This is a genomic window from Paenibacillus cellulosilyticus (assembly GCF_003182255.1).
GTDB lineage: Bacteria > Bacillota > Bacilli > Paenibacillales > Paenibacillaceae > Paenibacillus_T > Paenibacillus_T cellulosilyticus.
Genome location: NZ_QGTQ01000004.1, coordinates 128,764 through 141,465, shown reverse-complemented (window position 1 = coordinate 141,465; position 12,702 = coordinate 128,764). Strand labels below are relative to the sequence as shown.

The window sequence follows — 12,702 nt, the reverse complement described above, 5'->3', positions numbered from 1 at the left end:
GGACATGGTAACATAGGAATATGGCATGAGGGAATCACACATCATTGACGTTCTCATACCTTGTTATAACAGATGCTGCATAGGAGGATCCTGTCATGAAAATCGAACGGCTGAGCCAAGACAAAATACGCATATTTCTGACGTTCGACGACCTACTGGAGCGAGGAATTCAGAAGGAGGACATGTGGCGGGAAATTCCGAAAGTGAATGAGCTGTTCAGCGAAATGATGGATCAAGCTCATTCGGAACTCGGGTTTGAGGCCAGTGGTCCACTTGCTGTAGAGGTGTTCGCACTTCCCGCGCAAGGTATGGTAGTGATCGTCACACGCGGCAAGTTGAATGTACACGCCGACGATTCGATCCATGAGGACGATGAATCGGATGAAGATGTGTACGAGATGGAAGTAACGCTAGAGCAGAGCGATATGGTGATGTACGCTTTCCGTGATTTCGAAGACGTTATTGCTGTTGCAAAGCAGCTGAGTCAGTCGGAACTAACGGATGACGGCAGATTGTTCTCTTACAACGGTAAGTATATTATGGCAATCGATCCGTCTAGTATTGATCCGTCTAGACATAATGCACTCATTGCGCTTCTCGCCGAATTCGGTGAAGCGACCTCGGTGACGGAGGCTGTACTTGAAGAGTATGGCAAAGTTATCATGGACGAGGGAGCTGTTCGCCAGTTATGTCAATATTTCTCCTACTAAGCGGAATCAGATAAAGAGCATCCTGCGCCAGTCATATGTGCGCGCGGATGCTTTTTCTTGCAGTATATGAACGTGTATCTTACAAAACCACCTCTATTCGTAGGTCGCTCATGCTGAGAAGGCCTCGATAGAGGTTTTTTTATTTCTGTTAGCATGATACCCATTTTTCCAAGGTAACCTGCATATGCAAAGTAAGGGACGACGATACTAACGTGGATACAATGATGGTTGACCTATCCTTTCTCATTCGTGAATGTCCCGTTCTCAGGGGCTCTCGCAAAAAATAAAGGGGGATTTCATAGATGACGTCACCGGATGCAACTAATGTATTGGAGTCCACGCAAATTGTCATTGAGCAGGCGCTGCGCAGACTTGGGTATAGTGATAGCATGGTTGAGCTGCTGAGAGAACCGATGCGCATACTAACGGTTCGTATTCCTGTCCGAATGGATGACGGAACGACAAAGGTTTTTACCGGCTACCGTGCGCAGCATAATGATGCAGTAGGACCAACCAAGGGCGGCGTACGTTTTCACCCTGATGTAAATGAAATTGAAGTTAAAGCGCTTTCGATCTGGATGACGCTCAAATGTGGAATTGCCGATCTTCCGTATGGTGGGGGCAAAGGCGGTGTTATTTGTGATCCACGCAAAATGTCGATGCGTGAGCTGGAACTGTTGAGTCGCGGCTATGTAAGAGCGATTAGCCAAATTGTCGGACCGAATAAAGATATTCCGGCACCGGATGTCATGACGAATGCTCAGGTCATGGCTTGGATGCTGGATGAATACAGCCGCATTCGTGAATTCGATTCGCCTGGCTTCATTACAGGCAAGCCGCTTGTGCTTGGCGGTTCACGTGGACGCGAGACAGCGACAGCCCGTGGCGTTGCAATCATGATTTCAGAGGCGCTGCGGATGAAGGGGATTCCATTAGCAGGTGCACGAGTCGTTGTACAAGGCTTCGGAAATGCCGGAAGTTATCTTTCCAAATTCATGTATGATGCTGGTGCAGTCGTAATTGGTATTTCCGATGTGCACGGAGCATTGTATAATGAGAATGGACTCGATATTCCTGACCTGCTCGATAAACGAGATTCATTCGGCGGAGTAACGAACTTGTTCAAGCAGACGATAACGAACGAACAGCTGCTGGAGCTTGATTGTGATGTGCTTGTTCCTGCGGCAATCGAGAATCAAATTACGGAACAAAACGCACCCCATATTAAGGCGAGCGTTATTGTTGAAGCGGCTAATGGTCCTACGACGCTGGAAGCGACCCGTATCTTAACAGAACGAGGCATCCTCCTTGTTCCGGATGTACTTGCAAGTGGTGGCGGAGTGATTGTATCCTACTTTGAGTGGGTACAAAATAATCAAGGCTACTATTGGTCTGAAGAAGAGGTCGATCAGAAGCTCGAAGCGATGATGCGCAAGGGCTTTCACCAAGTGTATGAAATCCACCAAACACGCAAAATCGATATGCGCTTAGCAGCTTATATGGCCGGCGTACGCAAGACGGCAGAAGCAACACGACTGCGCGGCTGGATCTAATACAAATGACGGTAAGAAGGGGTGAGAAGAGAACATGCTGTTTTCAGTACTAACAGCATCAATAGCGCCAGGCGTTTTCCTTCTCACTTATTTATACTTGAAGGATAAATATGAAGCGGAACCGATTCATATGGTTGTACGAATGTTTCTAATCGGCGTTCTGCTTCTGCTCCCGATTATGATTATCCAGCGCGGCCTTGAGCTATGGCTTGGCGACAGTCCAGTGCTTCATGCATTTGGACTCGCAGGCGCTGTTGAGGAGAGTCTGAAGTGGTTTGTGTTGTATCACATCATCTACAACCACACGGAGTTTGATGAGCCATATGACGGCATTGTATATGCGGCATCCATCTCATTAGGCTTCGCGACGTTTGAGAACGTGCTGTACGCGCTGACGCAGCCATCGGATTTTGGCAGCTTGTTATTCCGTGCACTGCTCCCTGTATCAGGACATGCGTTGTTCGGTATTACGATGGGCTATTACATGGGCAAAGCGAAGTTCGCATCATCTACAAGATCTTCGCGCTACATGACGCTCTCCTTGCTGCTGCCTATTTTGTTCCACGGCTTATACGATTGGGTGCTGATGTCATTCGATCGCGGCTGGATCTGGATTATTCCGCCGTTGATGGCTGCCATGTGGATATGGGCACTCAAAAATATGCAGCGCGCGTCCAATCGGTCACCATTTCGCTTCCTGCCGCGAGAAGATGAGGTTAAATTGTAATTTTCCCGTTCATACTGGATTCCGTAATGGAATTTCAGGAGGGACGATCGTAGCATGATAGGTGAACGAGTTAAAGTTCGAATTCGCTGCAATGTTTGCGGGGAGAAATTTGTGCTTCGCGGCAAGCGGGAGAAGGAACGAATCGACACAGGCTTCAAACAGTGTATATGCAACAACATGTACGATTTCGATATTGAAGAGCATCCGGTTTAACCTTCTATAACATTCGTGGCAATTGTAGGCACGTTCGGTGAATAAAGCTTCTTTCGGTAATCCAAACTAACGTCAGGTTTGGGACTAGAAAGGAGCTTTTGTCATGTATAAACGATTGAGTGCGATTATGTTCCCGCTCGTTACCCTGTTGTGCCTCGGTTCGATCTATTGGGGATACCAAGAGCACCAGGAGAAAAACTCGATTCTCATAAAAGCAGAGAACCAGTATCAGCGTGCTTTTCACGATTTGAGCTACCATGTCCAGCAGGTACATAAGCAGCTCGGCAATACATTGGCTGTTAATGCGAAGTCGCAGGCGTATCATCGCAAAGGTCTGATTAACGTATGGCGGCTCACAAGTCAGGCGCAGAACGAAGTAAACCAGCTTCCACTAACGCTGCTGCCGTTCAATACGACAGAGGAGTTCTTGTCTCGCATCTCTAACTTTGCTTATAAGACGGCTGTTCGTGATTTGTCGAAGAACCCATTGACCGATGATGAGTTCAAGACGCTGAAGGCGTTGTATCAACGCTCGGACGAAATTTCGAATAATCTGCAGTCGATGCAGGAAAAAGTGCTGTCGAACCATTTGCGTTGGATGGATGTAGAGGTAGCGCTCGCTTCGGAGAAGTCGGTGAACGACAATACAATCATCGATGGATTCAAAACCGTTGATAAGAAGGTCGGCGAATATCCAGAGCTGAACTGGGGTCCGTCGGTAGCGAGCATGTATCAGAAACGGACGGTCAAGATGCTCGGTGGCAATCTCGTCACACCGGAAGAGATTAAGAAGAAGGCTGCTGATTTCCTTGGGCTTGATTCTAGCGCGGATATCCGTGTCGTAGAAAATGGACAAGGCACAGAGTATGCTTCGTTTTCTGCAACGGTTGGTGGGGGCGAAAGCACGGGAAAGGGCAAGAAGGCGAACGGCGACAAAATCGAGCTCGATTTTACGCAAAAAGGCGGCCTTCTTATCTGGTACATGAACCCGCGTGATATAGCAAATAAGACGATCGATCTGAAGCAGGCGCGTCAAAAAGCAGACGAATTCCTGAACAAGCGCGGCTATAAAGGAATGAAGCCTGCAAGCTATGACGAAGTAGGCAACGAAGGTGTGTTCACCTTTGTAGCTGTACAGGACGGTGTGCTTATTTATCCAGAGAAAATTACGGTCAAAGTGGCGCTGGATAATGGCGAAGTCGTTGCCCTGCAGGCATCGGATTACGTATACGAGCATCATGCACGCAAGCTGCCTAAGGCGAAAATAACGAAGGATGCGGCACGTAAGGCGCTTAATCCAGATATGAAAGTTCGTTCCCAATCCTTGGCGTTGATTCTCAATGAGATGAATGAAGAGACGCTGTGTTACGAATTTACGGGAATGATCAACAAAGAGGGTTACAAAATCTATATTAATGCTGAGACCGGCGTGGAAGAATCAATAGAAGAAATGCCGGAGCTAAAATAAAAGGAACGCTTTTTGAACGGCCTCTACCAATACATGTTCAAAAGTTCGGTTTTCAGCACCAAGAAGATTGGATCAAGCGGGGAATGAGGATCGGAGCGTAGTGAAGTGCTACGTGAGAACCGGAAGTCTCTGCTTCATCCAAGATTCGAAGTCGAATACACTTCTTGTGACGCTTCGTGATCAAAAGCGGACTTTTGAACGACCATTACAAGTTTCGATATGGCTCCCCACCATTCGACGTGCTATAATCGCCGTATGGGAGGGGAGCCGTTTGCTGCCAAAAATAAATCAGATGATCCAATTCCAGTTCATTGCTGCTCTGCAGGAAGGAAAAGAACTGGAGTTCGAATACAAGACACGCATTGCCGATGAGCGTGACAACGATTTCTTTCTTGAAATGTTTATTCATGAGCGTACCGGAAGGTTCAAGCGGCCTTCAATTGGGGATGCACTAACTGCCGTCTATGTGAACGAGGAAGGCGTCCAACACTTTTTCGAAACACAGGTAACTGGGTTTATTAATGACACGGTACCGCTTATTCGGATTCAGAAACCTGATCCGGCAACCATTACGAAAACGCAGCGCAGAAACTATTTGCGTGTCGCGGCCGCGCTTGAGATCGCTGTTCTGACGCCGGAAGGCGAAAGATTCAATGCATTAACTGACGATGTCGGTGGCGGCGGCATTTCGTTCATTTGCGAAGGGAAGACTAAGCTGGAAGAAGCGACGCCATTAGAGTGCTGGCTATTGCTTACATTCAAGAACGGAACAATCGAGCACACTCCTTTTCAGGCTGTCATCGTTCGATTGAATACGCTTGCAACGGGTCGTTTGCACGTAATGGCTAAGTTTGAAACGATTGCGGACTCTGATCGACAGAAGATCATTCGCTACTGCTTCGAGCGGCAGCTCGATTTCCGCAACCGATAGGGACGCATAAGCATGTAATGGATAGGACATCCTACGTCTAACCGCCAATTATGGGAGTTGTGATCGTGGATGGATGATATAAGCGTACATAGAGCAGGCCATAAGAACCAGAGGTCTGATCACGAGAAGAAAGAGCAAAGGGAAGGCGACAATAAGGAGCGTCAGCGATACGGAAAACTGTCAGATGATGTCAGTCGAGTGCTCCGTAATATCGTACTGACTCTCCTTATTCTGGTTGTTTTGTCCCAAGTTATACTCCGTTCCGATGGGATTCGACACCACCTGTCAAACGCCGAAAAACTAGAAGGGATGCCGTTTCAGAAGGTCAGTCTCACTTTGCATTGAGGAATGCAGTGTGGTATAATTTTCACGTTCGCAGGCTGAGCCTGCTTTTTTCTTGAGAGGTAAACGGGAGCAGCGGACGTATTATCGTTGAGGCTGATCTCAGTAGGGGGGTTCGCTGTTGGTATTGCATCCAGACGGCGACCGGGACCGGATCAACATCGCGATTGACGGACCCGCGGGAGCTGGCAAGAGTACAGTAGCCCGTAAAGTCGCCGAGACATTAAACTACATTTACATTGACACTGGCGCCATGTACAGAGCAGTAACGCTTAGCGCACTACGCAATGGCATCTCGATTGATGACAAAGAAATGCTCAGCGTGCATGCTGAGAACATTGTTATTACTTTGATGCCGGGTGCAGCTGGACAGGTCGTATTGTTGAATGGGGAAGACGTTACAACGGATATCCGTTCACGCGAGGTTACGCTTCATGTATCGCAAGTGTCAGCTGTAGAACGCGTGCGGCTGCGTCTAGTAGCCATGCAGCGGCAATTGGCGCAAAGCAAAGGCGTTGTGATGGATGGACGCGACATCGGATCACATGTACTGCCTAATGCGGAGCTGAAGATTTTCCTAACAGCATCTGTAGAAGAACGCGCGCTCAGGCGGTTCAAGGAATTGAACGGCCGTGACAGCATTTCATTGGAACAGCTGGAGCGAGAGATCGCAGAGCGGGATCGGAAGGATCAGGAACGGGAGATTTCGCCTTTAGTATGTGCACCGGATGCGATTGTACTCGATAGTACGTCGATGACGATCGATGAAGTTGCGGACAACATCGTCAATTTAAGCAGAACCAAATTGGCGGAGGCGAAGTAAACTATGATATACATCTTTTGTCGTGCTGTTCTGCGTCTTCTATATGGGCTATTGTTCCGGTTAGAAGCGCAAGGACGGGAGCATGTCCCTTCACAAGGTCCTGTTATTCTCTGTTCGAATCATCTTAGCAACTTTGATCCTCCAACGATTGGGATTAAACTCGATCGTAAAGTTCAGTTTATGGCGAAGAAAGAACTGTTTGATGTTCCCCTCTTCGGCAAGCTGATCCATTCGCTTGGGGCTTTCCCGGTGAAGCGTGGCGGTGTGAGCAAAGAAGCTATCCGAGCATCTCTTGATCTGCTCAAATCTGGCGGTATGATGGGAATATTCCCAGAGGGCACGCGGAAGAGCAGCGGAGATGCAGCGAAGAAAGGCGCGGCGATGATTGCGCTTCGCAGCGGCGCCGTAATTGTACCGGTCTTTATTGATGGAAATTATAAACTATTCCGTAAGACGGTCGTCCGCTATGGACCACCAGTTGATTTGTCTGATATTGTTGCTGAACCGTCCTCAGATGCTTTGGAACGTGTTACTGAGCGGATTATGAACCATATTTGGGCGCTTCGCAAATAAAGTTTTAAACGCTGTTCCCGAGCTGTTTCAATCGGAGCGGGCAGGTTTAAATAAATGTTGGGGTATGAATTGAGGAGGTAATTTTCCATGTCAGAAGAAACGAAGATTGAAGAAACCGCAGCAGCGGAAACGATCAGCCAAGATGCTTTGGACAACATCGTGTCCTTGAAGAAAGGCGACACGGTCAAAGGAACGATTGTCAAAATCGAAGACAACCAAGCTACAGTTAGCCTTGGATATAAATATGACGGCGTCATTCCGCTGCGCGAGCTGTCCTCTGTACAGCTCGACAACGCATCCACGGTTGTTCAGCTTGGTCAAGAAATTGAACTGAAAGTCGTCAGCATCGACGACGAGAAAGAAAAACTCGTGCTCTCCAAGCGTGCAATCGACGGAGAAAAAGCATGGGAAGAACTGCAAAGCAAATTCGAGAGCGGTGAAGTAATCGAAGTTGTTGTTGCTGACGTAGTCAAAGGCGGCCTCGTGGCTGACGTAGGCGTACGCGGCTTCATTCCAGCTTCGATGGTTGAACGCCATTTCGTTGAAGACTTCAAAGACTACAAAGGCCGCACGCTCCGCGTGAAAGTGAAAGAAATCGACCGCGAGAACAACAAAGTCATTCTTTCCGCTAAAGAGGTTCTTGAAGCTGAATTCGAAGCAAACAAACAAAAAATTATGGCTTCGCTTGAGCCAGGCCAAGAGCTCGACGGTACGGTTCAACGCCTGACGCCATTCGGCGCATTCGTAGATATCGGTGGCATCGACGGCCTCGTTCACGTATCTGAAATTTCGTGGCAGCATGTTGCTCATCCGAAGGATGCAGTATCCGAAGGCCAATCGGTTCGCGTCAAAGTGCTCAAAGTTGATCCAGCTGCAGGCAAAATCAGCCTGAGCATGAAAGCGGCACAACCAGGTCCTTGGGAGTCGGCTACTAACAGCTTTAACACAGGTGACATCGTAACAGGTACGGTTCGCCGTATCGTTGACTTTGGTGCATTCGTTGAAATCGCACCAGGCGTTGAAGGACTTGTACACATTTCCCAAATCGCTCACCGTCACGTAGCTACGCCGTTCGAAGTGCTGAAAGAAGGTCAAGAAGTTAAAGCGAAAGTGCTCGACTTCAACCCAGCACAAAAACGCGTTTCCTTGAGCATCAAAGAAACGGAAGAAGCTCCAGAGCCAGCTCCACGTGCTGAGCGCAGCGAGCGTCCTGCTCGTGCTCCTAAGGAAGACCACAGCGCAGCGATTGCCGCTAACAACCAAAGCCTGAGCTTCACGCTTGGCGAGCGTTTCGGCGACAAACTGAGCAAATTCAAATGATTCACGTCTCGGCAATAGCCGAGTGTGAATTCATATAAGAAAAGTCCCCCGATTCCGAGATGCGGATGAGGGGGCTTTTTTGTTTAACTGCTACAAGTAAGGGTAGAGCGCTTGAGAGAAAATAATTGAATAAAGGGGTCAAAGGGGCGGAGCCCTATATGGTTACGACTGTTGAGCAGAGCGCATAATAAAGGCATGCGAGGTGAATGATGCGATGAATGCCGGTTATTTGACGATGGGGTTGACACTTATTTTCTTCATCTTATTCACAACTGGCTGGAAAGAACTAATTGCTGAGCGAATTCCAATGCCCTATTTGACGCTGGTTGCATCAGGCTGTATACTGTTGACCCCGTTCTCCGTTACATTTAACAAGTGGATGGAGGGCCATGGCAGCTTGGCCGTTCAATTATCGGTATGCTGGCTTACTGCTTGGGCGGTTGCAGCATTGCTGATATATCGGCATGAAGGGGCATTACAACGGGTGTACGCGCTGTTTGCATCCTTGCTGTCGGCGATGATGGGAGGCTGGCTGCGCATTTTATATTTGAATGATCCCGTGTTAATCTTCTATAATGCGACATTTGATGCGGCTATTATGACAGGACTTTCGGCTGTGTTGATGGCACCTGCCAATAGTACGATGCGATTCGTCGTTGTGACACTTGCATCGGTCATACAACCGATTCTTGTAGGTTGGCTGCAACCAGGGCACCCGATGCAAGGAATTGTAATTGGTTCCTTGGCTTGGTGGGATAGCTATTTGCTCGCATTATTCACGACCTGCGTGATCGGACTCGTGTTCAAGATGATGCGGACGTTTGCAGAGAAATGGAGATTTAGGTTCGCTGGCAGCAATGGCAGAGAAGAATAGTCGTTAATCTTAATATGAAATGTTAGCCAAGCCGTATGTTTTTTGTTATAGTGTAATTCGTGAGTATGATCGAAGGAGTGGAATGTTATGGCAAGACCCGTTATCGCAATAGTCGGACGGCCGAATGTGGGGAAGTCCACCATCTTTAATCGGGTCATCGGCGACCGGCTGGCCATCGTAGAAGATAAACCGGGTGTAACCCGTGATCGGATCTATGGAACAGGCGAATGGAGTGGCAGAGCGTTCAGCATTATCGATACTGGCGGTATCGAGATCGATGGTGAAGACGAGATCATGAAATCGGTTCGGATGCAGGCTGAACTTGCAATCGAGGAAGCTGATGTAATTATATTCATGGTAGATGCAAAAGCCGGAATGACCCATGCGGATGACGAAGTAGCACAAATGCTATTCCGTTCGCGTAAACCAGTTGTTGTAGCGGTGAATAAGGTGGATAACTTCAACCGCATGGACGACGTATATGAATTTTATGGCCTAGGCTTCGGTACGCCTGTAGCGATTTCTGGCTCTCATGGAACTGGCATTGGTGATTTGCTGGATGCTGCGATTGAGAAGCTGCCAGAGCAGGTTGACGAGGAATATGATGAGGACGTTATTCGTGTTGCACTAATCGGACGTCCGAATGTGGGCAAATCGTCGCTCGTCAATGCACTGCTCGGTGAAGAGCGCGTTATCGTAAGTGATATTGCAGGCACGACACGCGATGCGATCGATACGCCATTCGAACGTGACGGTCAGAAGTATGTACTGATCGATACGGCAGGTATGCGCAAACGTGGCAAGGTATATGAGACGACGGAGAAATACAGCGTCATGCGCTCGATGAAAGCAATCGAACGTGCGGATGTCGTACTCATTCTGATTAATGGTGAAGAAGGCATTATTGATCAAGACAAACATATTGCAGGGTATGCCCATGAGGCGGGCAAGGCAAGTGTGTTTGTTGTGAACAAGTGGGATGTTATCGAAAAAGACGAGAAGACGATGCAGCTGTTCACACAGGATGTTCGTGATAACTTCTTGTTCATGCATTATGCACCAATTGTCTTTCTTTCCGCCAAAACAAAACAACGCTTACATAAGCTGCTGCCGGTTGTGAACCATGTATCGGAGCAGCATGCGTTGCGAATTCAAACCCATGTACTCAACGATGTCATTTCTGATGCGGTTGCAATCAACCCTCCGCCTACAGATAAAGGCAAACGTCTGCGCATTAACTATGCAACGCAGGTAGCGACGAAGCCGCCGACGATTGTCATTTTCGTCAACGATCCTGAGATTATGCACTTCTCATATGAACGGTACTTGGAGAACAAGATCCGTGCAGCCTTCAACTTCGATGGCACGCCGGTTCGACTGTTCACAAGACGCAAATCCGATTCGGATTAATAATAATTGACGATTGACAATACGTACCATAATCGACTAGTCGTTTGGCTAGACAAGTAGGGGAGAACGAGCTTGTTGAACGCAGTCTTAGCGGTAATAATCAGTTATCTATTAGGTTCGGTTTCATTCAGCATTGTCATTGCACGTTTGGTGAAGGGGATTGATATTCGCCAGCACGGCAGCGGCAATGCGGGTGCGACGAACACCTTGCGTGTTCTGGGGAAAGGTCCGGGTATCGCGGTTTTCATTCTTGATATTGCGAAGGGTGTAGCCGCTGTCTGGATCGGACATGCATTGAATGGTGGTTATGAGTCGTGGGCACCTGTGCTGTGTGGTCTAGCGGCCATCGTAGGTCATAACTGGCCTGTATGGTTCCGTTTCAAGGGTGGCAAAGGGATTGCAACGACTGTCGGCGTCATTGCGACGCTCGCGTTCATTCCTGCGCTTATTGCTGGCGTTGTCGCGATTGCCGTCATTGCCATTACGCGTTATGTATCGGTCGGTTCTCTTCTGTTCGCAGCGCTCGTTCCTGTTGGAATCGGCGTCATGACAGGCAGCGGACCGATGCTCTGGGCAAGCTTGCTTATTTGTGTTTTTGCCTTTGTACGCCATCGTTCTAATCTGGTGAAACTTGTACAAGGCAAAGAGAACAAGCTTGGCGCGAAGAGAGGATAGGATAGATCATGACATTCGCAAACATTGAGAACGGCAAAAGGAAAGCTGCCGTTCTTGTTGCCGGCAGCTGGGGTACCGCTCTAGCGATGGTTCTCAGCGAGAACGGGTTCGAGGTTACGCTTTGGACACGGACGGAAGCACAAGCAGCCGAAGTGAATGGTAAACATCGGAACGACAAATATTTGCCGGATTGTCCACTGCCTGAGTCTATGACGGCTACGACGTCGATGGAGCAGGCGCTTGCAGGTGCAGAAGTCGTGCTATTCACTGCACCATCCTCCGCGATGAGAGATGTAGCAAGACAGGCAGCGCCGTTCTTGTCGCCAAATGCGCTAGTGATCCATGCAACGAAAGGTTTCGAAGCCGAAACGCTGAAGCGGATGATAACCGTTTTATCGGAAGAGTTGGGACGTCCTGAGGATTCATTGTGTGTACTATCTGGTCCGAGCCATGCCGAAGAGGTGGCGAAGCAGCAGCCGACGACGGTTGTTGTCGCATCCGCGGATCAGAACCGAGCAGAGCAAGCACAAGATTCCTTCATTAATTCTTATTTCCGCGTCTATACGAATCCAGATGTGGTTGGCGTAGAGGTTGGCGGTGCGATTAAGAATATTATTGCGATTGGTGCTGGGATGACCGACGGCCTTGGTTTCGGCGATAATGCGAAGGCAGCGCTGCTGACCCGAGGTCTAGCTGAGATTAGTCGTTTGGGTACGGCGATGGGGGCTAATCCGCTGACTTTTGCCGGCCTGGCGGGCGTAGGCGACCTCGTGGTGACTTGTAACAGTAAGCACAGCCGTAACTGGCGCGCAGGACATAAACTGGCACAAGGCATTCCGCTGGCTGAAGTGCTTGAGCAGATGGGCATGGTTGTCGAAGGTGTGAAGACGACGAAAGCTGCTAGGTACTTATCTCAGAAGTATGATGTTGAGATGCCGATCGCAGATCAACTGTATAGTGTGTTGTTCGAAGGCGTTGAACCAACGACAGCCGTCAATCGGTTGATGGGACGTGGACGAACACACGAAAGCGAGCAAGTCGCTCGGGACTGGGGCCTACACCAAAGCTAAAGCCCTCTCATAT

Annotated in this window: 13 protein-coding genes; all 13 read left to right on the top strand. The window is 48.8% G+C overall.

All coding sequences use genetic code 11. The features are described 5' to 3' along the window. Positions 1 to 95: 95 nt before the first annotated feature. The 13 genes from DFQ01_RS08200 (at position 96) to DFQ01_RS08140 (ending at position 12,689) form a co-directional block, all read left to right on the top strand. Positions 96 to 710 (top strand): genetic competence negative regulator, encoded by a 615-nt coding sequence (locus DFQ01_RS08200; protein WP_110043416.1) that lies wholly within the window; start codon positions 96 to 98, stop codon positions 708 to 710. A 302-nt stretch (positions 711 to 1,012) separates the two neighbouring features. Further along, positions 1,013 to 2,263, top strand: a complete 1,251-nt coding sequence (locus DFQ01_RS08195; protein ID WP_110043415.1) for a Glu/Leu/Phe/Val family dehydrogenase — start codon at positions 1,013 to 1,015, stop codon at positions 2,261 to 2,263. 34 nt (positions 2,264 to 2,297) lie between these two features. Further along, entirely contained in the window at positions 2,298 to 2,990 is a 693-nt protein-coding gene (prsW, locus tag DFQ01_RS08190; protein WP_110043414.1) for a glutamic-type intramembrane protease PrsW, read from the top strand. 54 nt (positions 2,991 to 3,044) lie between these two features. Continuing rightward, a complete protein-coding gene (locus DFQ01_RS31030) occupies positions 3,045 to 3,203 on the top strand; it encodes a hypothetical protein (RefSeq protein ID WP_174812648.1) in 159 nt (52 codons plus the stop codon). A gap of 103 nt (positions 3,204 to 3,306) precedes the next feature. Next, a complete protein-coding gene (gene ypeB, locus DFQ01_RS08185) occupies positions 3,307 to 4,671 on the top strand; it encodes a germination protein YpeB (RefSeq protein WP_110043413.1) in 1,365 nt (454 codons plus the stop codon). 271 nt (positions 4,672 to 4,942) lie between these two features. Beyond that, positions 4,943 to 5,602, top strand: coding sequence for a flagellar brake protein (locus tag DFQ01_RS08180; protein WP_110043412.1), 660 nt, complete (start codon positions 4,943 to 4,945; stop codon positions 5,600 to 5,602). 463 nt (positions 5,603 to 6,065) lie between these two features. Continuing rightward, positions 6,066 to 6,767 carry a (d)CMP kinase gene (cmk, locus tag DFQ01_RS08170; RefSeq protein ID WP_110043410.1) on the top strand — a complete coding sequence of 234 codons (702 nt, stop codon included), beginning with the start codon at positions 6,066 to 6,068 and terminating at the stop codon, positions 6,765 to 6,767. A 3-nt stretch (positions 6,768 to 6,770) separates the two neighbouring features. Continuing rightward, positions 6,771 to 7,340, top strand: a complete 570-nt coding sequence (locus tag DFQ01_RS08165) for a lysophospholipid acyltransferase family protein (protein WP_110043409.1) — start codon at positions 6,771 to 6,773, stop codon at positions 7,338 to 7,340. An 87-nt stretch (positions 7,341 to 7,427) separates the two neighbouring features. Then, positions 7,428 to 8,660: a 30S ribosomal protein S1 gene (rpsA, locus tag DFQ01_RS08160; RefSeq protein WP_110043408.1), complete on the top strand. Its 1,233-nt coding sequence runs from the start codon at positions 7,428 to 7,430 to the stop codon at positions 8,658 to 8,660. Between the two features lie 214 nt (positions 8,661 to 8,874). Next, the gene (locus DFQ01_RS08155) at positions 8,875 to 9,534 is read left to right on the top strand and encodes a YphA family membrane protein (RefSeq protein WP_110043407.1); all 660 of its coding nucleotides are present in this window, start codon (positions 8,875 to 8,877) and stop codon (positions 9,532 to 9,534) included. Between the two features lie 87 nt (positions 9,535 to 9,621). Further along, positions 9,622 to 10,944 carry a ribosome biogenesis GTPase Der gene (gene der, locus DFQ01_RS08150; protein ID WP_110043406.1) on the top strand — a complete coding sequence of 441 codons (1,323 nt, stop codon included), beginning with the start codon at positions 9,622 to 9,624 and terminating at the stop codon, positions 10,942 to 10,944. A 72-nt stretch (positions 10,945 to 11,016) separates the two neighbouring features. Next, positions 11,017 to 11,619, top strand: a complete 603-nt coding sequence (gene plsY, locus DFQ01_RS08145) for a glycerol-3-phosphate 1-O-acyltransferase PlsY (protein ID WP_110043405.1) — start codon at positions 11,017 to 11,019, stop codon at positions 11,617 to 11,619. A gap of 8 nt (positions 11,620 to 11,627) precedes the next feature. Continuing rightward, complete coding sequence (locus tag DFQ01_RS08140; protein WP_110043404.1) at positions 11,628 to 12,689, top strand: NAD(P)H-dependent glycerol-3-phosphate dehydrogenase; 1,062 nt, start codon at positions 11,628 to 11,630, stop codon at positions 12,687 to 12,689. Positions 12,690 to 12,702 lie beyond the last annotated feature (13 nt).